This window comes from Agrobacterium sp. M50-1, from assembly GCF_049843495.1.
Classification (GTDB): domain Bacteria; phylum Pseudomonadota; class Alphaproteobacteria; order Rhizobiales; family Rhizobiaceae; genus Agrobacterium; species Agrobacterium radiobacter.
Map to the genome: position 1 here is coordinate 480,941 of NZ_JBBHZH010000002.1, position 21,831 is coordinate 502,771.

At 59.2% G+C, this 21,831-nt stretch carries 23 protein-coding genes, 2 pseudogenes and 1 riboswitch; of the genes and pseudogenes, 13 read left to right on the forward strand and 12 right to left on the reverse strand.

Translation table 11 applies throughout. The annotated features are described in order from the left end of the window. The first annotated feature begins 83 nt into the window (after positions 1 to 83). The 3 genes from WDZ78_RS06480 to fghA are packed head-to-tail and all read left to right on the forward strand — an operon-like array spanning position 84 to position 2,085. Complete coding sequence (locus WDZ78_RS06480) at positions 84 to 539, forward strand: YaiI/YqxD family protein (protein ID WP_425672600.1); 456 nt, start codon at positions 84 to 86, stop codon at positions 537 to 539. Positions 540 to 564: 25 nt separating this feature from the next. After that, positions 565 to 1,224, forward strand: a complete 660-nt coding sequence (locus WDZ78_RS06485) for a DUF1345 domain-containing protein (RefSeq protein WP_026364094.1) — start codon at positions 565 to 567, stop codon at positions 1,222 to 1,224. 27 nt (positions 1,225 to 1,251) lie between these two features. After that, positions 1,252 to 2,085 (forward strand): S-formylglutathione hydrolase, encoded by an 834-nt coding sequence (fghA, locus tag WDZ78_RS06490; protein ID WP_020012491.1) that lies wholly within the window; start codon positions 1,252 to 1,254, stop codon positions 2,083 to 2,085. A gap of 60 nt (positions 2,086 to 2,145) precedes the next feature. On the opposite strand, the gene WDZ78_RS06495 is transcribed toward fghA, so the two are convergent. The 6 genes from WDZ78_RS06495 to crcB all read right to left on the reverse strand — a co-directional run bounded on the left by WDZ78_RS06495 (position 2,146) and on the right by crcB (position 6,216). Next, complete coding sequence (locus WDZ78_RS06495) at positions 2,146 to 2,535, reverse strand: RidA family protein (protein WP_425672601.1); 390 nt, start codon at positions 2,533 to 2,535, stop codon at positions 2,146 to 2,148. A 204-nt stretch (positions 2,536 to 2,739) separates the two neighbouring features. Then, positions 2,740 to 3,228, reverse strand: coding sequence for a hypothetical protein (locus WDZ78_RS06500; protein WP_020012489.1), 489 nt, complete (start codon positions 3,226 to 3,228; stop codon positions 2,740 to 2,742). Positions 3,229 to 3,288: 60 nt separating this feature from the next. Further along, the gene (locus tag WDZ78_RS06505) at positions 3,289 to 4,083 is read right to left on the reverse strand and encodes an ATP12 family chaperone protein (protein WP_425672602.1); all 795 of its coding nucleotides are present in this window, start codon (positions 4,081 to 4,083) and stop codon (positions 3,289 to 3,291) included. A 29-nt stretch (positions 4,084 to 4,112) separates the two neighbouring features. Continuing rightward, positions 4,113 to 4,778, reverse strand: a complete 666-nt coding sequence (locus WDZ78_RS06510; RefSeq protein WP_425672603.1) for an HAD family hydrolase — start codon at positions 4,776 to 4,778, stop codon at positions 4,113 to 4,115. Positions 4,779 to 4,783: 5 nt separating this feature from the next. After that, the gene (locus WDZ78_RS06515) at positions 4,784 to 5,773 is read right to left on the reverse strand and encodes an RluA family pseudouridine synthase (protein WP_020012486.1); all 990 of its coding nucleotides are present in this window, start codon (positions 5,771 to 5,773) and stop codon (positions 4,784 to 4,786) included. A 65-nt stretch (positions 5,774 to 5,838) separates the two neighbouring features. After that, positions 5,839 to 6,216 (reverse strand): fluoride efflux transporter CrcB, encoded by a 378-nt coding sequence (crcB, locus tag WDZ78_RS06520; RefSeq protein ID WP_020012485.1) that lies wholly within the window; start codon positions 6,214 to 6,216, stop codon positions 5,839 to 5,841. 201 nt (positions 6,217 to 6,417) lie between these two features. Here crcB and WDZ78_RS06525 point away from each other — a divergent pair, with 201 nt between their 5' ends. Further along, entirely contained in the window at positions 6,418 to 6,738 is a 321-nt protein-coding gene (locus tag WDZ78_RS06525; RefSeq protein WP_020012484.1) for a hypothetical protein, read from the forward strand. Positions 6,739 to 6,961: 223 nt separating this feature from the next. Here the strand turns inward: WDZ78_RS06525 and WDZ78_RS06530 are convergent, their stop codons facing one another. Continuing rightward, positions 6,962 to 7,936 (reverse strand): copper chaperone PCu(A)C, encoded by a 975-nt coding sequence (locus tag WDZ78_RS06530; protein WP_425672604.1) that lies wholly within the window; start codon positions 7,934 to 7,936, stop codon positions 6,962 to 6,964. 86 nt (positions 7,937 to 8,022) lie between these two features. Next, on the reverse strand, positions 8,023 to 8,412 hold the full coding sequence (locus WDZ78_RS06535) for a hypothetical protein (protein ID WP_020012482.1): 390 nt from the start codon (positions 8,410 to 8,412) through the stop codon (positions 8,023 to 8,025). A 165-nt stretch (positions 8,413 to 8,577) separates the two neighbouring features. On the opposite strand from WDZ78_RS06535, the gene WDZ78_RS06540 reads away from it, so the two are divergent. The 8 genes and pseudogenes from WDZ78_RS06540 to WDZ78_RS06575 all read left to right on the forward strand — a co-directional run bounded on the left by WDZ78_RS06540 (position 8,578) and on the right by WDZ78_RS06575 (position 16,592). Next, positions 8,578 to 8,763 carry a DUF3008 family protein gene (locus tag WDZ78_RS06540; protein WP_020012481.1) on the forward strand — a complete coding sequence of 62 codons (186 nt, stop codon included), beginning with the start codon at positions 8,578 to 8,580 and terminating at the stop codon, positions 8,761 to 8,763. A gap of 217 nt (positions 8,764 to 8,980) precedes the next feature. Further along, positions 8,981 to 9,068, forward strand: a riboswitch (glycine riboswitch). A gap of 150 nt (positions 9,069 to 9,218) precedes the next feature. Continuing rightward, positions 9,219 to 10,358, forward strand: a complete 1,140-nt coding sequence (gene gcvT / locus WDZ78_RS06545; protein ID WP_425672605.1) for a glycine cleavage system aminomethyltransferase GcvT — start codon at positions 9,219 to 9,221, stop codon at positions 10,356 to 10,358. Positions 10,359 to 10,386: 28 nt separating this feature from the next. Beyond that, positions 10,387 to 10,749: a glycine cleavage system protein GcvH gene (gene gcvH, locus WDZ78_RS06550; protein ID WP_003502678.1), complete on the forward strand. Its 363-nt coding sequence runs from the start codon at positions 10,387 to 10,389 to the stop codon at positions 10,747 to 10,749. Continuing rightward, positions 10,749 to 13,613 carry an aminomethyl-transferring glycine dehydrogenase gene (gene gcvP / locus WDZ78_RS06555; RefSeq protein WP_425672606.1) on the forward strand — a complete coding sequence of 955 codons (2,865 nt, stop codon included), beginning with the start codon at positions 10,749 to 10,751 and terminating at the stop codon, positions 13,611 to 13,613. Before gcvH ends, gcvP begins: the two co-directional genes overlap by 1 nt. Positions 13,614 to 13,752: 139 nt before the next feature. Beyond that, a pseudogene (locus WDZ78_RS06560) lies at positions 13,753 to 14,191 on the forward strand (sigma-70 family RNA polymerase sigma factor). Then, entirely contained in the window at positions 14,188 to 14,907 is a 720-nt protein-coding gene (locus tag WDZ78_RS06565; protein ID WP_425672607.1) for an anti-sigma factor, read from the forward strand. The pseudogene WDZ78_RS06560 and the gene WDZ78_RS06565 overlap by 4 nt, the downstream one beginning before the upstream one ends. Positions 14,908 to 15,073: 166 nt before the next feature. Further along, positions 15,074 to 15,631, forward strand: coding sequence for a fasciclin domain-containing protein (locus WDZ78_RS06570; protein ID WP_425672608.1), 558 nt, complete (start codon positions 15,074 to 15,076; stop codon positions 15,629 to 15,631). A 157-nt stretch (positions 15,632 to 15,788) separates the two neighbouring features. Further along, complete coding sequence (locus tag WDZ78_RS06575) at positions 15,789 to 16,592, forward strand: endonuclease/exonuclease/phosphatase family protein (RefSeq protein ID WP_425672609.1); 804 nt, start codon at positions 15,789 to 15,791, stop codon at positions 16,590 to 16,592. A 44-nt stretch (positions 16,593 to 16,636) separates the two neighbouring features. Here the strand turns inward: WDZ78_RS06575 and WDZ78_RS06580 are convergent, their stop codons facing one another. Then, positions 16,637 to 17,140 (reverse strand): hypothetical protein, encoded by a 504-nt coding sequence (locus WDZ78_RS06580; RefSeq protein WP_425672610.1) that lies wholly within the window; start codon positions 17,138 to 17,140, stop codon positions 16,637 to 16,639. Between the two features lie 133 nt (positions 17,141 to 17,273). Between WDZ78_RS06580 and WDZ78_RS06585 the strand changes: the two are divergent. After that, positions 17,274 to 18,613: pseudogene (locus tag WDZ78_RS06585) on the forward strand (MFS transporter). A 69-nt stretch (positions 18,614 to 18,682) separates the two neighbouring features. On the opposite strand, the gene WDZ78_RS06590 reads toward WDZ78_RS06585, so the two are convergent. The 3 genes from WDZ78_RS06590 to WDZ78_RS06600 all read right to left on the reverse strand — a co-directional run bounded on the left by WDZ78_RS06590 (position 18,683) and on the right by WDZ78_RS06600 (position 21,827). Beyond that, positions 18,683 to 19,495: a ferredoxin--NADP reductase gene (locus tag WDZ78_RS06590; RefSeq protein ID WP_020012473.1), complete on the reverse strand. Its 813-nt coding sequence runs from the start codon at positions 19,493 to 19,495 to the stop codon at positions 18,683 to 18,685. Positions 19,496 to 19,639: 144 nt separating this feature from the next. Further along, positions 19,640 to 20,146, reverse strand: a complete 507-nt coding sequence (locus WDZ78_RS06595; protein ID WP_425672611.1) for a DUF934 domain-containing protein — start codon at positions 20,144 to 20,146, stop codon at positions 19,640 to 19,642. Between the two features lie 10 nt (positions 20,147 to 20,156). Further along, the gene (locus WDZ78_RS06600) at positions 20,157 to 21,827 is read right to left on the reverse strand and encodes a nitrite/sulfite reductase (protein WP_425672612.1); all 1,671 of its coding nucleotides are present in this window, start codon (positions 21,825 to 21,827) and stop codon (positions 20,157 to 20,159) included. Positions 21,828 to 21,831: the final 4 nt, after the last annotated feature.

The following is a 21,831-nucleotide window of genomic DNA, read 5'->3' on the forward strand; positions in this document are numbered from 1 at the left end:
GCCCTTATTTCAGCCATCGTGGGCTTGGTAATCGTGGCGTTTGCGCTTAGAAGCGTGGCAGGAAATATCCGAAAAGAGTGTCCATGCCGCAAAACCCGCAAATCTATGTCGATGCCGATGCCTGCCCCGTGAAGCCGGAAATTCTCAAGGTGGCGGAACGGCATGGGCTGGAAGTGACCTTTGTTGCCAATTCCGGTCTGCGCCCGTCGCGCGATCCCATGGTGAAAAACGTCATTGTTTCCGCCGGCTTCGACGCTGCGGACGACTGGATCGCCGATCACGCCGGCGAAAACGATATCGTCATCACCGCCGATGTGCCGCTTGCTGGCCGCTGTGTCGCCAAGGGTGCGCTGGTCACCGGGCCGACGGGGCGCGTTTTTGACCAGTCGAATATCGGGATGGCGACGGCGATGCGCGACCTCGGTTCACATCTGCGTGAAACCGGTGAAAGCAAGGGATATAACGCGGCTTTTTCACCGCGCGATCGCTCCGCCTTTCTGGAGACGCTTGACCGTTTCTGCCGTCGTGTCAAAAAGTGACGGTGCCAACAGAAAGGTGCCGCCCATGACCCCGGCCAATATGAAAAGCAGCAGCTATCGCCGCCATCAACCTTTCGTCATTGCTTTTCTTGTCGGCGCCATGGGCCTTGGGCTGGCTCTGGTTCTGGCGCCGCCGCTGGCGATCGAGATCGCCGCCGTTCTGTTCTTCCTGACCTATCTCACATTGATTGGCTTTCGCCTGTCGGGCCTGACGGCGCAGCATCTGAAGGCGCATGCCGATAGCGACGATCTGCCCGCGGTCGCCATCATCGCCGTCACGCTGCTAGCCGTCGCTGTCGCCGTGGTGTCGCTGTTCCAGGCGCTCAACCACACGGGCGAGACGGTCTGGACGCTGCTCATCGCCTTTGCCTCGGTGATCTTCGGCTGGCTGACCATCCACACCATGACAGCCCTGCACTACGCCCATCTTTACTGGCGGCCTGCCACGGTGGACGGCAAGCGGCAGCATCGCGGCGGCATGGATTTTCCGGCGACCAAGGAACCCTGCGGTTACGACTTTCTCTACTTCGCCGTGGTGATCGGCATGACGGCGCAGACATCGGATGTGGGAATAACCACAACTGCCATGCGGAAGGTCACGCTGCTGCACTCGATCGTTTCTTTCTTCTTCAACACGGTTCTGGTGGCGGCGGCGGTCAATGCCGCAGTCTCGCTTGCGGGCTGAACCGGAATTTTCACAAGGAATGTCTTCATGAACATCATCTCGCAGAATACGGCCTTTGGCGGCATGCAGGGCGTATTTTCGCACGTATCGGAAACCCTGAAATGTGAGATGACCTTTGCGGTTTACGTGCCGCCGAAGGCGATCCACGAGCCCTGCCCCGTCCTGTGGTATCTTTCCGGTCTCACCTGCACCCATGCCAACGTCATGGAAAAAGGCGAATATCGCCGCATGGCCGCCGAACTCGGGCTCATCATCGTCTGCCCGGACACCAGCCCGCGCGGCAATGACGTGCCAGACGAACTGACCAACTGGCAGATGGGCAAGGGCGCCGGATTTTATCTTGACGCCACACAGGAACCCTGGTCCGAGCACTACCAGATGTACAGCTATGTCACGGAAGAATTGCCCGCCCTCATCGGCCAGCATTTCCGTGCGGATATGAGCCGCCAGAGTATTTTTGGCCATTCAATGGGCGGACATGGCGCGATGACCATGGCGCTCAAGAATCCCAGCCGTTTCAAAAGCTGCTCGGCCTTTGCACCGATCGTGGCTCCCTCGTCAGCCGACTGGTCAGAGCCGGCGCTGGAAAAATATCTCGGTGCGGACAAGGCCGCATGGCGTCAATACGACGCCTGTGCGCTGGTCGAGGATGGCGCGCGTTTTCCCGAATTCCTGATCGACCAGGGCAAGGCCGACAGTTTTCTTGAAAAAGGCCTGCGCCCCTGGCTCTTCGAAGAGGCGATCAAGGGCACGGATATCGGACTGACGTTGCGCATGCATGACCGCTATGACCACTCCTATTACTTCATTTCCACCTTCATGGATGACCATCTGAAATGGCATGCCGAGCGGCTTGGATAAGGGCGCAGAAGCAAGCCGGCGGCGCCCTGTGAGCGCCGCCGTTTCAGATTTAATCTGATATTACGGGATACGGGCAATAACCTTGATCTCGAAATCGAAGCCCGCGAGCCAGTTGACGCCGACGGCGGTCCAGTTCGGGTAAGGCTTTTGGCTGAAAATCTCCTGCTTGACGGTCATGATCGTTCCGAACTGGTTTTCCGGATCCGTGTGGAACGTCGTGATATCCACAATGTCGTCGAAAGTGCAGCCCGCCGCCTCAAGCGTTGCCTTGAGATTTTCGAAGGCCAGCCGGACCTGCCGTTCAAATTCGGGTTCGGGTGTTCCATCGGCACGGCTGCCCACCTGACCCGAAACGAATAGCAGATCACCGGATTTGATGGCAGCAGAGTAGCCATGCTCCTCGTAAAGCGCGTGCCTGTGGGCGGGGAAAATTGCTTCGCGTTTACTCATTTCCATCTCTCTTTCAGCTGATTGACGATGCCGCGCTCTATGGCGTCAGCGTCCAGTTTACATACGTTGCGTATGCGAGATAGGAACGTACACTGCGCATGTCAAACAAATATACGCGATGTATGTGAGTGGATCATATCAAAGCAATGGTGGCGCGACGCTGAGAAATGACACATCGTGATTGTGCCGCCGCTTCTACGGACGCTACGGGAAGAGCGCCGTGGCAAGCGTCGTCGGGCCGGATCGGTTGAGCCTGAATTCGCGGATCACGCGCTCTGCGACGCCATAGGCGAGTTCCTGCTCGATAGACTGATTGTCGAAGCTGACGACGGTGGCGGTGAATTTGGCTTCGGCGATCACTTCTCCTGTCGCCACGGCGGCAGCGCGGACGATGACCTTGGCCGACGCCCGTTCCCCGAACAGGAAGGGGCCGCGTGTAACGGATGCGAGACGGATGGTCAGCACCACACGCGGGCGGGTCTCTCCACGCGCCGTGGTCTTGATCGCATTCTGCACCTGCGCATGAATGGATTGCATCAGCGCCGGAGCGACATCCGGGCGGGCGGCGACGAATGCGCCGCGCACATCGTAAAGCAGCCGGTCGGTATTGGTCGCTTCCGGTTCCAGCCTGAAAGACATGAGCGTGAAACACGCCAGCACAAGAATGCCAAGGCGTTTCAGCGTGGTGATCATGATCAGCGGCTCCCCTAACGTGAGGTAACCGCATATTCGGCCATCAGGGTTAGAAAAGCGTTAAGGAGCGCTCTTCAGGGCGCCCAGAACATTGAGTGCTGCGCGCATGTCGACAAGCCTGACCGCGCGGCGCTCCAGCGCCTCCTCGTCCTCCCCCCATTGCTCGGCGGTCCAGTCCTCATCGAGATGGGCAAGGGCCCATGTTTCTTCCAGCGTCAACTGACCTTCCGCCAGCGCAAGCGCCAGAATGGCGGAGCCGGTCAGCGACGTCATGGTGTGAAGAGCGGCAAGCGCAATCGGTGTGTCATATTTCTTCAGCGTTACTGCAAAAGCCGCGATGGCTTCGCGCGGCTGGTCTTGATGCATCACGCCTTCAACGAGAATGAAGCGCGCGCCGAGCACATTGGCCGCCCAGTCCAGCACGGGATCCCAATGGTCCGCCTGCCGCGCAACCAGCGCTTCCGGGTCACCGGCGCGATAGCAGAGAAGATCGGAAGAGGAAAACCGGAGGATATCCTCAAAAACCGCCTGGGTGTCGTTGGCGACGCCATCGATGGCGGTGTTCACATGGCGCGATACCGGCATGACCACCGGGTTCACCACCTCTTTCTGGGCATCCCACTCATCGCGAAGCAGTTCTGCCAGCGCTCGAGACGGGACGGTCAGCGGCTTCTTGGCGGGCGTGCGCAGCGGCTTGCCATCGAGAAGGATGGTAAAGCCGCCCTCCTGCGTCTCTCCGACGGTGACATCCTTGTAGAAACGCTTCGGCAAAGGTTTCTGCATCTGGATTTGCGCGCGCAGGATCGGGTCGGGGTGGCTCAGGCCCTCCGAAAGGTCGTTCAGGAGATCACGCATGGCACGTCCTCATCAGTCGGATAGAAAGGTTAGAGATTATCGGCCGGAACATAGGCCGGAATTTCACGCGGATGGCTGACAACTGCATCTGCGCCCGCCGTCCAGAGTTCATCGACGGAGGCATACCCCCAGGCGACACCAATCGCTTTTGCGCCGGCAGCCTTGGCCATCTGCATGTCATAGATCGCATCGCCGATCACGATAGTATCGGCCGGAACCATGCCGGTATCATGGCAACATTCCATGACCATGGCCGGATGCGGCTTTGACGGGCAATCATCCGCCGTGCGCGAAACGATGAAGTGTTCGGCAAAGCCGTGGGTTTCGAGAATATGGGTGAGCCCGCGCCTTCCCTTGCCGGTCACCGCGCCGATCAGCACGTCGTCCCGTTTCGACAGCGTGTCGATCAGCGGCGCGATACCGTCGAAAAGCGGCGTCGTCATTTCGGGACGCTCGCGCAGGGGATGATAAACTTCCCTGTAACGCCGCGTCATCGCCTGCGCCTCATCATCGACATGCGTCTTGCCGAGCATGCGGGCGATGGCGATATCCAGCGTCAGCCCGATGATTGCCTTGGTCTGCGAGATATCAGGCCGCGGCTTGCCAAAATCGGCAAAGGTTTCGACCATGACCGCATGGATCAGGCCGGCGCTGTCCACGAGTGTGCCGTCGCAATCGAAAAGAACGAGCTTCATCGCTTTCAGTCTTCCCTGTCGCCATCGGCCACGTCGAGACCGAGCAGGTTCCATGTCTGCACCATATGCGGCGGCAAAGGCGCGCTGACCCGAAGCCGGCCCCCATTCGGATGCGGAATGTCGATATGGCGCGCATGCAGGTGCAGGCGCTTCTGGATGCCGCCGGGGAAATCCCAGTTCGGATCGTCGATATAATATTTGGGATCGCCGATGATCGGGTGGCCCATATGCAGGGCGTGAACGCGAAGCTGATGGGTGCGGCCGGTATAGGGTTCCATTTCCAGCCAGGCGAGGTTCTGCGCGGCGGTATCGATGACACGGTAATAGGAAATGGCGTGATCGGCCCCCTCCTCGCCATGCTTGGCGATACGCATACGGTCGCCATCCATGGTCTGTTCCTTGACCAGCCAGGTGGAAATCTTGTCCTGGTGCTTGCGCGGCACGCCTTTGACCAGCGCCCAATAGGTCTTTTTGGTGTCGCGCTCACGGAAGGCGGCCGTCAGCTTCTGTGCAGCACCGCGGGTGCGGGCAACCACCAGCACGCCAGAGGTATCGCGGTCGAGACGGTGCACCAGACGCGGCTTTTCGCCCTTCGGGCTGGTCCAGGCTTCCAGAAGCCCGTCGATATGGCGGTTGACGCCGGAACCGCCCTGAACGGCAATGCCGGCCGGCTTGTTGAAAACGAAAACCTTGTCGTCTTCATGCAAGAGCATGCGCGCCAGAAGTTCCGCGTCTTCCGAATGTTTGAGATCCCTTGATCCGATCGGTCCGCTTTTGACCTTGAGGTCGGAATCGACCGGCGGCACGCGCACCATCTGTCCCGGCTGCACCCGCGCATCCGTCTTCACCCGGCCGCCATCCACGCGCACCTGTCCGGATCGCAACAGCTTCTGCAATTGCCCGAAACCAAGTCCCGGATAGTGAATCTTGAACCAGCGATCGAGGCGCATACCGGCCTCGTCGGCCCCGACCTTGATATGCTCGATACCTGCCATGAAATTTCCAGTCTCTCTGTCTTGATCGCGCGCCCGCTGTTCGGCGCGCCGTTTGGATCAAGCCTTTAGAACAAGTTGCGGCCCAAGGCCAGCCCGGCGAAAACCGCAGCAATGGAAACCACAAGACTTGCAAGGACGTAAACGGCCGAAAGGCCGAGCGCACCGCGTTCGAAAAGCGCCACCGTATCGAGCGAGAAGGAAGAAAATGTCGTGAACCCGCCGAGCACGCCGGTGACGAGAAACAGGCGCATTTCCATTGAGGCGTTCAGCCGCCGCGCTACAAGCTCGACCAGCAGGCCGATGAGGAAAGACCCGGCCACATTGACTGCGAGCGTTCCCCAGGGGAAATTGGGTCCGGCCAGCCGCACGCTCAAGACTCCGACCAGATAACGGAACACGGAACCGATGGCGCCGCCTGTCGCGACAAGAGCGATATTGATCATGGGAATGGTATCTCCGGAAATTGCCGGACCTGTGCAGTCCGACGCATTTCTAGACCAAGGGCACAGCGGGTGAAAGCCCTTTGGCAGGCGTCTTCGTCCATTAAAATACGATTAAATTGCAGCGTCGCGATTTAGCCTTCCAACAAGATGCGGCTGCTAATCTCGGCTTTTTAAGGGTCGGCGAGAATTGCCGGGGGTTGGATGACACAGGTTCTTTCTGTTTCCGCGAATACAGCAGCCTATGCGCTGGAAGCCGTAAAGCCAGCGCAGCGCGTTCCGCGCAAAAGCGAAGTGGAAGAGGCCATTCACGAATTGGCGCGCAAGGCCGAAGGTGGGGATGACTTCCAGCTGCGTGGCATGATGACGGTGATCAAGCCACCCGCCCTGACGCTCTATTTCCTGACCGTTGCCAGCCAGCGCCACGAGCCGCAGGCGACGCTGGAGCAGGCTGTCGAGGCTTACGAAGAAAACAACAGCACACAAAAACCCAGAAATGACGTGTTAGATCATACCGATATATAGGTATCTTAATTTGGTTTCTCGGTCTCTTGACCACGTCGAACGGACATTCGTGTTCAGCTTGATGTCAGCTTGATTTTCTAGATATTTTCGACCGAGTTCCGGAAAATCGCGATGGCGGACACCCTCTCCTTTTTTCCATCACGGCGCTGAAGAACAATACAATATATGAAAAATCTTGCGGCTACCGGACCTGTCACGCGTTCCGGTAGCCGCTTTTCATTGGTCAATTATGCTTGTGGTCGCTGCCGCCCTTGGCTGCGCCAGTGGAGAGCACGATCTCGACCTTGCCGGCCCTTTCGAAGATCAGCGTCACCGGCACCTTGTCGCCTTCGGCAAAGGGCTTCTTTACGTCAAAGAACATCATGTGCAGGCCGCCGGGCTTCAGCTCCATTGTCTGGCCGGCGGGAATGACGATGCCGTCATCCAGCTTGCGCATTTTCATGACCTCGTTGACCATGGCCATCTCATGGATTTCGGCGCGACCCGCAGCCGAGGATTCAACGCCAACCAGCTTGTCGTCGCTATCGCCGGTATTCTTGATCGACACATAGCCGCCGCCCACGGGCTGGCCCGGCAACATGGCCTTGGTGGCGCCGCCAGACACTTCGAGACTGCCGGCCTTTACGACATCCATATCCATGCTCATGCCGGCATGGTCATGGCTGCCCGCATGCGCCTTGGCAGCAACCTTGATGGTCGGCGCCGGGCTTTTCAGGGAATGGGGATCGACGCCGGCCGCCGCGACCTCATCCCAGGATACCTTGCCCTTGTCACCGCAAAGCTGCGTCACCTTGAAAGGCAGGTCCTGCCCTGCTTCGATGCCGGAAATCTTACCCTGCACCGCGAAGGTATCGTAAAACTCGTCCGGCAGGTTGCCGCCCTTCCAGCGGATTTCGATCGGGCCGCTTTTGATCTCCTTGCCGTGGTTCTTATAGGCCTTCTGGTAGTCGCCCTTGATGATCTCCAGCTCCCAGCCGGCCTTGGGCTGCGGCTTGGCGGAGATGAAGCCTTCCGGCAGCTTGATCTGGACTTCGGTGGTGGCGAGCCCGCCGTCACAGCCATGCGGCACCTGAAGGGCGGCAACGACGGTACTGTCCTGTTCGGCCGAACCCTCAACGAATGTGGCATGGGCAAAAGCCTGTGCAGTCGAAACCGAGGCGACGAAAAGGCCGCAGGTGATGATCTTGGTGGTTTTCATTTGCTTATCCCTGCGACTGCTACCCACTGGGTCTGCGCAGCCGCTCCGTGCCGCCAAAGACGGCGATGATCCCGTAAAGCGAAAAATCAGGCGGAATGGGGTGGCGGGCCGCGTGCGGCGGGTTTCTGGATCGTCAGGACAGAGCGGAAGCTCCATTCCGCAGAGAGGCGATTGTCGAGCCAGGCAAACTCGGTCTTCAGCCAGCCTTCCGTATCGGGCATCGGCAGAAGAATGGACGATGCCAGCAGGCAGGCCTCGCAGAAGAGGATCGCGTCACCCGAATGGGCCGGGCTGTCCTTGGTGTGGGAGGCATTCAAACCGCCGGCGTGGCCAAGGCAGATTTCGGCAAAGGTGCCATCCGGAAGCCGGTAGCTCTCGTCGAGGACAACCGCCGGGGCAACGGCAAGTGCTGGCTTGTGGGCAAAACCGAGCGACAACATCAGGGTCGCGCAGAAAATGCGAAGCACCTTCTCCATCCCTGTCAGCCGTCGTTTTCGATTTGCATCCATAATCCCATGCGATATCCCGCTTTCCTGCCGATTTCAAAGGGGAATTTTGCCGCAGGCTTAACAGTTGCAAGGGAACAATCGCCGCAAGGCGGCATTTTCCCGTCGGAACCACCGTTTGAAGGGAGATCCGACATGCCAGCCAAATCGAAAGCCCAGCAGAAAGCCGCCGGCGCCGCACTCGCCGCCAAACGGGGTGAGACGAAGAAATCCAGTTTACAAGGTGCTTCAAAAAGCATGGAGAAATCCATGACAGAAAAGGAACTTGAGGATTTCGCCTCGACGAAACGCAAAGGCCTGCCGGAGAAAAAATCCGATTAGCGCCGCCCCTTCCAGCCAGCCTGAAGCCGTGCGCTGAAAAAGCCTCGTCGCGCCCATGCGAGCCGCATCGACCGGACTACTCCGACGAGTACGAAACGCGGTCTTAAAACCGTTATACCGGACAGGATAGATGTTGATGGCGCAGATGGAGCAAGAATCTGTTCAGATGCGTCATTTGGTCCTTGCCAATAACGGGCCTTCGAAGATAATGAGCGTCGCATCATCGTTGGGAGAAACCGCTTCAATGCGGTGCCGAAGGAGCAACCGCCCCGGAAACTCTCAGGCAAAAGGACCAGCGGTGAAGACGAAACTCTGGAGAGAAGCCACCTTTAAACAGGACGGCTCGCCGAAGGGATAACAATCTCAGGCGACAAGGACAGAGGGGGCTCTTGAACCGGCGCTTTCGCGCCACGACCTGAGCCCGCGCGATCATTCGCGCAACCCTGGAGGCGTCCTTGGACGATAACGCCGAGCTTCAAATCACGCCGCTCAATTCCCTGCATCTTTCGCTTGGCGCCCGCATGGTGCCTTTTGCCGGTTACGATATGCCGGTGCAATATCCGGCCGGCGTTATGAAGGAACATCTTCAGACCCGCACCTCAGCCGGACTGTTCGACGTGTCCCATATGGGCCAGGTGATCGTGAAGGCGAAGTCCGGCAACAATGCCGACGCAGCGCTTGCACTGGAAAAGCTGGTGCCGGTCGATATTCTCGGTCTCAAGGAAGGCCGCCAGCGCTACGGTTTCTTCACCGATGAAAACGGCTGCATCGTGGATGACCTGATGATCACCAATCGCGGCGATCATCTTTTCGTCGTCGTCAACGCGGCCTGCAAGGACGCCGATGTCGCCCATATGAAGGCGCATCTTTCCGGCGACTGTGAGATTACCCTGCTCGATGATCGGGCGCTGATCGCGCTGCAGGGACCACGCGCGGAAGCGGTTCTGGCCGAACTTTGGGCCGGCGTGTCTGAAATGAAGTTCATGGACGTGCTGGAAGTTCCGCTGCACGATGTTCCCTGCATCGTTTCCCGCTCCGGTTATTCCGGTGAGGACGGTTTTGAGATTTCCGTGCCTGCGGCAAAGGCGGAAGAGATCGCCAATGCCCTGCTCGAACATCCCGATTGCGAGCCGATCGGTCTTGGCGCGCGCGACAGCCTGCGTCTGGAAGCCGGCCTTTGTCTTTATGGCAATGATATCGACACCACGACCTCCCCCATCGAAGCTTCGCTCGAATGGGCGATCCAGAAGGCGCGCCGCGCCGGTGGCGATCGCGAGGGCGGCTTTCCGGGTGCGCAGCGCATTCTCGGCGAACTGAAAGACGGCACATCGCGCCGCCGTGTCGGCCTGAAGCCCGAGGGCAAGGCACCGGTGCGCGGCCATTCCAAGCTTTTCGCGGATGCCGAGGGCAAGACGGAAATCGGCGAAGTGACTTCCGGCGGCTTCGGCCCATCGGTCGAAGGTCCCGTCGCCATGGGATACGTGCCAACGGCCTACACGGCTCCCGGTACGGCGATCTTTGCGGAAGTGCGCGGCAAATATCTGCCCGTCACTGTCGCTGCCCTGCCCTTCATCAAGCCTACCTACAAACGATAATCTTCATCCCATCTCCGGAGAGAATACGATGCTGAAATTTACCGCAGAACACGAATGGCTGAAGTTCGAAGGCGATATCGCCACCGTTGGCATCACCAGCCACGCCGCTGAACAGCTTGGCGACCTCGTTTTTGTCGAATTGCCGGAAGTGGGCGCCACCTTCTCCAAGGATGGTGACGCGGCGACCGTTGAATCCGTCAAGGCGGCTTCCGATGTCTATTGTCCGCTGGATGGCGAAGTGGTGGAAATCAACCAGGCCATCGTTGACGACCCCTCGCTGGTCAATTCCGATCCGCAGGGCGCCGGCTGGTTCTTCAAGCTGAAGCTTTCCAACGCCGCGGATGCCGATACGCTGCTCGACGAGGCAGCCTACAAGGAGCTGATCGCGTAATGACGACGCCCACAGAATTCCATTTCACCGACTATCAGCCCTATGATTTCGCCAACCGGCGTCACATCGGGCCGTCGCCGTCGGAAATGGCTGACATGCTGAAGGTCGTTGGCTACAAAAGCCTCGACGCGCTCATCGACGCCACCGTTCCCTCCTCCATTCGCCAGAAGGCGCCGCTGACCTGGGGCGCTGCGCTGACCGAACGCGAGGCGCTCGATCGCCTGCGCGAAACGGCCAACAAGAACCAGGTGCTGACGTCGCTGATCGGTCAGGGTTATTACGGCACGATCACGCCGCCGGTCATCCAGCGCAATATTCTGGAAAATCCGGCCTGGTATACGGCCTATACGCCCTACCAGCCGGAAATCAGCCAAGGCCGCCTTGAAGCGCTGTTGAACTACCAGACCATGGTCTGCGACCTGACCGGCCTTGATGTCGCCAACGCATCGCTGCTCGATGAAGCGACGGCCGCTGCCGAAGCAATGGCCATGTGCCAGCGCGTCGCCAAATCCAAGGCGACCGCCTTCTTTGTCGATGCCAATTGCCATCCGCAGACCATTGCGCTGATCGAGACCCGTGCTGCCCCGCTCGGCTGGAAGGTGATCGTCGGCAATCCCTTTACCGATCTCGATCCGGTCGACGTGTTCGGCGCGATCTTCCAGTATCCGGGAACGCACGGTCATGTCAGCGACTTCTCCGGCCTGATTTCCCGCCTGCACCAGACCGGCGCCATCGCCGCCGTCGCCGCCGATCTTCTGGCGCTGACGCTGTTGAAGTCTCCGGGCGAAATGGGTGCGGATATCGCCATCGGCACCTCTCAGCGTTTTGGCGTTCCGGTCGGTTACGGCGGCCCGCATGCGGCCTATATGTCCGTCAAGGATGCGCATAAGCGCTCCATGCCGGGCCGTCTGGTCGGCGTCTCGGTCGATGCGCGCGGCAACCGCGCCTATCGCCTGTCGCTGCAGACCCGCGAGCAGCATATCCGCCGCGAAAAGGCCACTTCCAACATCTGCACGGCGCAGGTGCTGCTGGCCGTCATGGCTTCCATGTACGGCGTCTTCCACGGCCCGCAGGGCATCAAGGCGATTGCCCAGCAGACCCACCAGAAGGCCGTGCTGATGGCCAAGGGTCTGGAAAAGCTCGGCTACACCATAGAGCCGGAAACCTTCTTCGACACGATCACCGTCGAAGTCGGTCACATGCAGGGCGTCATCCTGCGCTCGGCCGTTGCGGAAGGCGTGAACCTGCGCAAGGTGGGTGCGACCAAGATCGGCATGAGCCTTGACGAGCGCACCCGCCCGGCGACGCTTGAGGCCGTCTGGCGCGCATTCGGCGGCAATTTCTCGATCTCGGATTTCGAGCCGGAATATCGCCTGCCGAAGGAACTGCTGCGCACCAGCCAGTACATGACGCATCCGATCTTCCACATGAACCGTGCCGAAAGCGAGATGACCCGTTACATCCGCCGTCTTTCGGACCGTGATCTGGCGCTCGACCGCTCGATGATCCCGCTCGGTTCCTGCACCATGAAACTGAATGCGACGGCGGAGATGCTGCCGATCACCTGGCCGGAATTTTCCGACATCCACCCCTTCGCACCGGCCAATCAGGCGCTCGGCTACAAGGAAATGATCGACGATCTCTCGGAAAAGCTGTGCTCGGTCACCGGTTACGACGCCTTCTCCATGCAGCCGAATTCCGGCGCGCAGGGGGAATATGCGGGGCTTCTGACCATCCGCAACTACCACCTCGCCAATGGCGGCACCCATCGCGATGTCTGCCTCATTCCGACCTCCGCGCATGGCACCAATCCCGCCTCCGCGCAGATGGTCGGCATGAAAGTCGTGCCGGTGAAGGTGCGGGACAATGGTGACATCGACATCGATGATTTCCGTGCAAAAGCAGAGCAGTATGCGGAAAACCTCTCGTGCTGCATGATCACCTATCCGTCCACCCACGGCGTGTTCGAGGAGACGGTTCGCGAGATCTGCGAGATCACCCACAACCATGGTGGACAGGTCTATCTCGATGGCGCCAACATGAATGCCATGGTCGGCCTTGCCCGTCCCGGCGATATCGGTTCTGATGTTTCGCACCTCAACCTGCACAAGACCTTCTGCATTCCGCATGGCGGCGGTGGTCCGGGCATGGGGCCGATCGGCGTCAAGGCGCATCTTGCGCCCTTCCTTCCCGGCCATCCGACGACGGACGGTCGCGAGGGCGCGGTTTCGGCTGCCCCCTTCGGCTCGCCCTCGATCCTGCCGATCTCCTGGAGCTATTGCCTGATGATGGGCGGCGAAGGGCTGACGCAGGCGACCAAGGTGGCGATCCTCAACGCCAACTATATCGCCGAGCGGCTGAAGGGCGCTTACGATGTGCTCTACAAGTCCGAAACCGGACGTGTAGCGCATGAGTGCATCATCGACACCCGGCCCTTGGCGGATAGCTGCGGCGTGACGGTGGACGATGTTGCAAAGCGCCTCATCGACTGCGGTTTCCATGCGCCGACCATGAGCTGGCCGGTTGCCGGCACGCTGATGATCGAGCCGACGGAATCCGAGACCAAGGCGGAAATCGACCGTTTCTGCGATGCCATGCTGGCGATCCGCGAGGAAGCCCGCGACATCGAGGAAGGCCGTGCGGACAAGACCAACAATCCGCTGAAGAACGCCCCGCATACGGTGGAAGACCTCGTCGGCGAGTGGGATCGTCCCTATAGCCGTGAAAAGGGCTGCTTCCCGCCCGGCGCCTTCCGCATCGACAAATACTGGTCGCCGGTCAACCGCATCGACAACGTCTATGGCGACCGCAACCTCATCTGCACCTGCCCGCCGATGGAGGCTTACGCCGAAGCGGCTGAATAAGGCATCAGTACAAACCAACATACGAAGGCCCGGAGGAATCCGGGCCTTTTTCATGAAGAAATCGCAGTGCGGGCCTAACCGGGCTTTCTCGCTGCAAGGGCCTGTGTTTTTCGATCCTGCTTGTCTAACAAGTGCGAGGATGCAAGGCGACCAGATTGCTGTCCTGATCGGGCGCGTTGCGCTCGAAGACCGCTCCGCATTTTATCAGGCAACCAGCCCGAAACTTTTTGCGATCTGCATCCGTATCTTGAAAGACCAGACGGATGCGGAGGCGCTACAGAAAATCTATCGACCTCATCCGGGCGCGAAAACCCGTGAGCGACGACATCGATATCGTGCTGGACCTTGAAGACCAATCGATCCCCCGACCCGGAAATGCAAATCTTGATGCGCGATGAAGGCCGGCGGATTGATAGATGCAGGGAGGAGTTGCGGCCGGATCAGGCTGCTGCCGTGCGGCGAGCCTATGTGGAGGGTTTGAGTTATGCGGAACTGGCGGAGGAGATGAACGCGCCGCTCAACACGGTGCGGACATGGCTTCGCCGCACCTGCTGAAACTGAGAGAATGCATGGAATGATGACATCGGGCGCACATAGTCATGGCATCAGTCCGCAGGATGAAGTCCTGGCGGCTGAATACGTGCTCGGCCTTCTTTCGCTGGAAAGGCGCCAGATGGTCGAAAGGCGCATGGCTGATGACGCCGACTTTCAGCGCCATGTGGAGCGCTGGCAGAGCGACACCGTGACGTTCAACGATGCCTATGGCGAGATTGCCCCCGATGCCTCGGTGTTTAACCGCATCGAACAGCGCCTGTTCGCCGACCGCCCCGATAATGCCGCCGGTTCGCTCTGGCAGTCGCTCGTCTTCTGGCGCGGCGTATCGCTTGTCTCGTCGCTTGCGGCTGTCGTCGCGATAGTCTTTGTATCAGGTATGCTTCCGCCTACTGGCAGGCAGGCGGCGCTGCTCGTTGCCAACCTCACAGCCCCCGGCAACGTGATCGATCTCGCGGCGTCTTACGACGCGTCGAGCGGACGCCTGAAGATCACGCCCGTTGCAGCAGATGGCGGTGAACGCCGGTCGCTCGAACTGTGGCTGGTGCCGCCGGCAGGCAATCCGAAATCGCTCGGCATCATCAATGCGGCCGTTGATGCCGACATGGTCATTTCGCCCGGGATACAGGGTAGTCTCGGCGAAGGTTCGGTATTCGCCGTCAGCCTTGAACCGTTCGGTGGTTCGCCCACCGGCCTTCCCACCGGCCCGATCGTGGCTTCGGGTACTGCGCGTCGCCTGTAACAGGCACGCAGTTAATCCTTTTTAAAATCAGATACTTATCATTTTTCCTGGCTTGCCTGAAACTTCGCGGGGCCAACCTCCGTCTCTTGTGTTGCTACGGATGACCGATAGCGGCCACTGGAAGGACTACCTTTCGGGGCGAGGATGTCACCAAGGAGGAATAACAATGTACAAAGTTTCTGTTCGCGCCCTGACGCTGGCCGCAGCTCTTTCCATCGGCATGGTTTCCGCTTATGCCGCAAACCCCAAGGTTGGCGGCGCCGCGATGTTCGAGAACAAGAACATCGTTGAAAATGCGATGAACTCGAAAGACCACACCACGCTCGTCGCAGCGGTGAAGGCCGCCGGTCTTGTCGAAACGCTTCAAGGCAAAGGTCCGTTCACGGTGTTCGCACCGACCAACGAAGCTTTTGCGGCCCTTCCGAAGGGTGCGGTCGATGATCTTCTGAAGCCGGAGAACAAGGAAAAGCTGGTCAAAGTGCTGACCTGCCACGTGGTTGCCGCCAACGCACTTTCACCCGCCATCGAAAAAATGATCAAGGACGACAAAGGCGAGCATGATGTGAAGACCGTCGGCGGCTGTGTGCTCAAAGCCAAGGAAAGCATGGGCAAAATTACCCTGACGGATGAGAACGGCACGGTTGCGCACGTCACCATCGCGGACGTCAAGCAATCCAACGGCGTCATTCACGTCATAGACAAGGTGCTGCTGCCGAAGATGTAATATAGCGAAACGGCAGACGACTGGCACATACAGAGGCCCGGATCGCTCCGGGCCTTTTCCGTTGCAGCGCCAAGATTTAAAGACCTCGCCACACACGATTGATCGTCACGCGTTCCATGATAAACCGGATGTGCAATCAAGCGGGGATGGAGTGTAAATGCGTCTGATTTGCCTGAATGGTTGGGGCGGAAAGCTTCATGACGAGCTTGTTCCCTATATCGCCTCATCCGATCCCGATATTCTGTGCCTGCAAGAGGTGGTGCACACGCCGACTGCCAGGCAGGACTGGCTGAGCTACCGCGATCACGGCATTGACCTGCCGCAGAGGGCGAACTTCTTCCACGATATCGCCGGGGCCTTGCCGGATCATCTGGCGATCTTCTGCCCGGCGGCGCTGGGCGATCTCTGGCACGGCGAGACACGATATTCTTCCCAATGGGGGCTGGCGACCTTTGTGCGTAAGTCCATCGCCATCGTTGCGCAGGCGCAAGGGTTCGTACACGGCAGCTTCTCTGCGGACGGATATGGAGATCACCCGCGCTCGCGCACGGGTCACGCCATCAGGGTCTTCGACTTCACGACCGGTCAGCCGGCCGTCATTGCCCATATGCACGGGCTGCGCGATCCCAACGGCAAACACGATATCCCTGCCCGCCTGGCGCAGGCAAAACGCCTTGTGCAACTTGTCAAAAACATTGCTGAAGATGGCGACCGGATCATCGTCTGCGGTGATTTTAATGTGCTGCCTGACAGTGAAACCTTCACCGTGCTGAAGGAACTGAATCTCGTCGAGCTCGTCACGACACGCGGCTTTACCGATACCCGGACCTTGCATTATGCCAAAGACAACCGTTATGCCGACTACATGCTGGTCAATCCGGCGGTGAAGGTCGATCACTTCGATGTGGTGAGGCAGCCGGAGGTCTCGGATCACTGCCCTTTGCTGCTCGAATTCAGCTGAAGACACCGAGCAACATCATCCGTCATTTTTCACGGCCTGCTGCGTCAGCGCACCAGCCGTATATCACTCGTCACCACCGTCTTGCCGGTCCGGCCATCCTTGTCGGTGGTGCGCAGGCGCAGGCCATTGGCGCCAACCTTCTCGATGGTCATGGCGGCGATGCGGTCACCGTTGATATCCCGGTTCCAGCGAACCGTGAGGTTGATCGCATTTCCCCGCCTTGTGCCCGAAAGGGCAGACGGGCGACCGGAAGGACCGGTATAGGCGCCGCTATAGCGGCCACCCTTCGCCGAGAGATCGGCGGCGATTGCGCGCCTTACGACGAGAAGTCCCCGGCAAGTGCCGGACATGTTGAGCGACGATGCCCCCGCATTGGAATTCAGCGTGCAGTTTACGTTGATTGGCGGCGTGCCGATGCGGGTAATCACGGTTCCCTTGCCCGCCCATGTGCCTTTCAGCGACGAGAGGAATTCGCGTTCATCGGCATGCGCGGGCTGTGCGCCGAGCAATCCGGCGGAAAATAAAATTGCGAGAGCCTTGGTCTTCATGGCGAGTATCCGTTTTTTCCTCAAAGACTAACTCGCTTGCACCGCGAAACGTTCCTCCGGCCTATTCTGCAAAGGGCAAAATATCGAAGGACTTATGTTTCTGTCGTGTCAATGCAACCAAATGCGGGCACAGATGTTTCTCGCCAGCCTCGATCAATTTCCGATCAGCTCTTGCATATTTTTCGGAGCATATTTCATGACGACTATCGGCATTTCGGCACCGCGCGGCAGCCTTCCTTCCGGTGGTCTGCCCCGCAGCGGTGGCATTTCAGACCGCACGCTTTTTGCTCTTGCAGCGCTGATTTTTTTCTCGCCGATGCCCGCGACGGCCTTGGGCCGTTTCTGGATGCATTTTTGGCGACGCAGGGCTGGTCTTCGCTTTCACTAGGCATGATCGCCACGGTCGGAGGCCTCGTCGGTCTGCTTGCCACACCGCTATGCGGTGCGCTGGTGGATGGTACCACGTGGAAGAGGACTCTGATTGCCATTCCAGTCGTCCTCGTGACCATCGGCGCGCTGATCACGCTGATCTTTCCGGATGCATGGATCGTCTGGACCGGTCAGATCATGACGGCGGTTGTCGGCGCAGTGGTCGGACCTGCGCTTGCCGGCCTCACACTCGGCCTGGTCGGTGAGCGCCTGTTCTCCCATCAGATCTCGCGCAACGAATTCTGGAACCATGGCGGCAATTTCGCCTCGCTTTTCGCGACCTATGTGGTGGTCACCTTCTTTGGCATGAACGGCATCATCGGCCTCATGCTGCTGACTGCCGCAGGCGCATTGGTCGCGACGGCGGCCATCGACCCTGATCGAATCGACCACAAGGTCGCCCGCGGCCTTGCCGAAGACAAGGGGGAACCCGGTCCATCCGGCATCAAGGTGCTGCTGCAGGAGCGCGGGCTGATCTTTCTCGCCATCATTATGCTTATCTTCCACTTCGGCAACGCGCCGATGGGCCGGTTGATCGCGCAGGATTTCGCCATCGAATTGCAGACGCCCTTCCGCACTACCGCGATCATTACCGGCGTCGCGCAATTCGCGATGATCTTCGTCGCCGCAATGGCCCCATGGCTGATACGCCGTTTCGGTCTCTCGACCGTGTTTATCGTCGCACTGGTCGCCCTGCCCATACGAGGTCTTCTTGCCTCAGCCTTTACGGATTTCTGGGTCATCTTCCCGGTGCAGTTTCTTGACGGCGTTGGCGCCGGCCTGCTCGGCATCGTCACCCCCGTTGCGGTGGAGAGGATTTTAAAGGGCACCGGCCGTTTTAATGTCGGCCTTGCCAGCGTCATGATGGTTCAGGGCATCGGCGCATCATTCAGCAATGTCGTTGCAGGCTGGCTGGTGACGAAGGGCGGTTATTCGCTGTCGCATCTCGTCGGCGGCGGCGTTGCCGCTATCGCCATCGGGCTTTTTCTTATCTATCGCAACGAGATAGCGCCGAAACAGAATGACGACGCAGTTTCTCAATAGCAGAACTGAGGTCGACAAATAAAAAGGAGGCCTGACGGCCTCCGGAAATCTCATAGTTTCTTAGTGCAATCAGCCGACGAAAGCGCGCTCGATGACGAACTCGGCAGGCTTGTTGTTGGCGCCTTCAGTAAGGCCGGCCTTTTCAAGCAGTTCCTTGGTGTCCTTCAACATCGCTGAGGATCCGCAGATCATGCCGCGATCGATTTCGGGATCGAGTGCGGGAACACCGAGATCCGTAAACAGCTTGCCGTTCTCGATCAGCGTGGTGATACGGCCCTTGAAGGGGTAATCCTCGCGGGTGACGGTCGCGTAATGCTTGAGCTTGTCGCCGACGATTTCGCTCAGGAATTCATGGTTCCTGATTTCCTCGACCAGATCGAAACCGTATTTCAGTTCGGCCACATCGCGGCAGGTATGGGTGAGGATGACCTCTTCGAACTTCTCATAGGTCTCCGGGTCGCGTATCAGGCTCGCAAAAGGCGCAATGCCGGTGCCGGTCGAGAACATGTAGAGCCGTCTGCCCGGTGTCAGCGCATCCAGAACCAGCGTGCCTGTCGGCTTCTTGCGCATCAGCACGGTATCGCCGGGCTTGATCGCCTGCAGATGGGAGGTCAGCGGGCCATCGGGAACCTTGATCGAGAAAAATTCCAGTTCCTCGTCCCAGGCGGGGCTGGCGATGGAATAGGCGCGGTAGATCGGCTTTTCGCCGACCATCAGTCCGATCATCGCGAATTCGCCAGAGCGGAAACGGAAGCCGGCCGGACGCGTCATGCGGAAACGGAACAGGTGATCCGTATAATGCTCCACCGACAAAACCGTCTCGGCGTAAACACCATCAGGTATCTTGATCGCGAAATCTTCCGTCTTGGCTGGCGCGTTCATTTCAGGTTCCGTCCGTTCATTCGATAAGCGACATTCTCCGTCCGGGCAATTATACCATTTTTGCTCCGGTTTGAAGGCATGAGAATGTCAATACTGCCATGCGCAGAAAATATGTATCCTAAACTCATATTTCCACGCAACGTGTCATTGGGCCGCACGGCGACGCCAGCTATAGGCCTCGCCACCACTCGCCGGCCGGGCCGTCGGCTGGTAATAGACCGGGATTTCCGGCAGGCGATTTTCGGACAGGCGACGGATCGCCGTGTCGTTCGTCACCGCAAAGCTTGAAAAGCCGGTGCGCAGCTTCAGCGGCACCTGGTCGATCAGCACATCGCCAACCGCCCTCACCTCGCCCGCAAAATTTAGACGGCTGCGCAGCAGCGAAGCGTGGCTGAAACCACGACCGTCATTGAATGCAGGAAAGCTGACGGCGACGAGGTCGATACGGTCGAGATAGGGTTCGAGCCTGAGGACATCGTCAGCCGGAGCGATGAGAACGCCGAGGCCGATATCGTTGCTTTCAGCGGCGCGGACGAGGAAATCGGCAAGCGGCAGTACCGGCTTTTGCTCGGCTGTTGCCTTCACTTCCTCGGTTTCAATCACCCAGGGATCGTTTTCCACGAAGCCGTCGCGGTTCCAGATTTTCGTCATGGCAATCTCCTCAGGCGGCTTCAGCAGCGGAACCGTAGAGCGCATCCTTGAATGGCTGCGGTCCGACGCGGCGATAGGCTTCGAGGAAGTTCTCCTCCTTCGAAAGGCGCAAGCCCAGATAGGTGTCGACGATGGTTTCCACCGCATCTGTCACCTTTTCCGGCTCAAAACCACGGCCGATGATCTCGCCGATCGAGGTGTTTTCATCACCCGACCCGCCAAGCGTGATCTGGTAGAGTTCGGCACCCTTCTTTTCCACGCCCAGAAGGCCGATATGGCCGACATGGTGGTGGCCGCAGGCATTGATGCAGCCGGAAATCTTGATCTTCAGCTCGCCGATTTCCGCCTGACGTTCCGGTGCGCCGAAACGGGTGGAAATTTCCTGCGCCACCGGAATGGAGCGCGCATTGGCAAGCGCGCAATAGTCCAGCCCGGGACAGGCAATGATATCGGTGATGAGCCCAGCATTGGCGGTTGCCAGCCCCGCACCCACCAGCGCGCGATAGACCGGCTCGAGATCGGCCAGCGCCACATGTGGCAGGATGATGTTCTGCTCGTGGCTGATGCGGATTTCATCGAAGGCATATTCCGCCGCGATATCGGCAACGAGTTCCATCTGCTCGTCGGTCGCATCGCCGGGGATGCCGCCGATTGGCTTCAGCGAGATCGTCACCATGCCGTAGTCAGGATGTTTGTGCGGCGCGACATTCTGCTCGACGAAGCGGGCAAAGCCCTCATCCGCCCGCTTCCAGCGCGCCAGGCTTTCCCAGCCTTCAGGGCGGTCCTTCAATGCCGGCGGCGCGAAATAGGCGGTGATGGCCGCGATATCCGCATCCGGAAGCTTCAATTCGGTGTTTTTCAGTTCCGCGAATTCCAACTCGACCTGGCGGGCCAGTTCTTCCGCACCGGTTTCGTGCACGAGGATCTTGATACGCGCCTTGTATTTGTTGTCTCGGCGGCCGTGCAGGTTATAAACGCGCATGATCGCGGTCGTGTAAGACAGGAGATCTTCTTCCGGCAGGAAGTCACGGATTTTCTTGGCGATCATGGGCGTGCGGCCCTGCCCGCCACCGACATAAACGGCAAAACCGATCTCACCCCTGTCGTTCTTTTTCAGGTGCAGACCGATATCGTGAACCTGAATGGCGGCGCGGTCGCGCTCGGCGCCCGTGACCGCGATCTTGAACTTGCGCGGCAGGAACGAGAATTCCGGATGGACGGAAGACCATTGACGCAGGATTTCCGCATAGGGGCGCGGATCGGCGACTTCGTCAGCCGCAGCACCGGCGAAATGATCGGCGGTCACATTGCGAATGCAGTTGCCTGAAGTCTGCAGCGCATGCATTTCCACGCTCGCCAGTTCGGACAGGATATCCGGCGTGTCGGAAAGGCGTGGCCAGTTGTACTGGATGTTCTGGCGGGTGGTGAAGTGGCCGTAACCCCGGTCATATTTGCGGGCGATATGGGCCAGCATCCGCATCTGCTTGGAATTCAGCGTACCGTAGGGAATGGCGACGCGCAGCATATAGGCATGGAGCTGGAGATAGACGCCGTTCATCAGGCGCAGCGGCTTGAACGCGTCCTCGGCCAGTTCACCGGACAGCCGGCGCTCGACCTGATCGCGAAACTGTGCCACGCGGCCTTCAACAAATGCGTGATCGAATTCGTCGTAACGGTACATATTC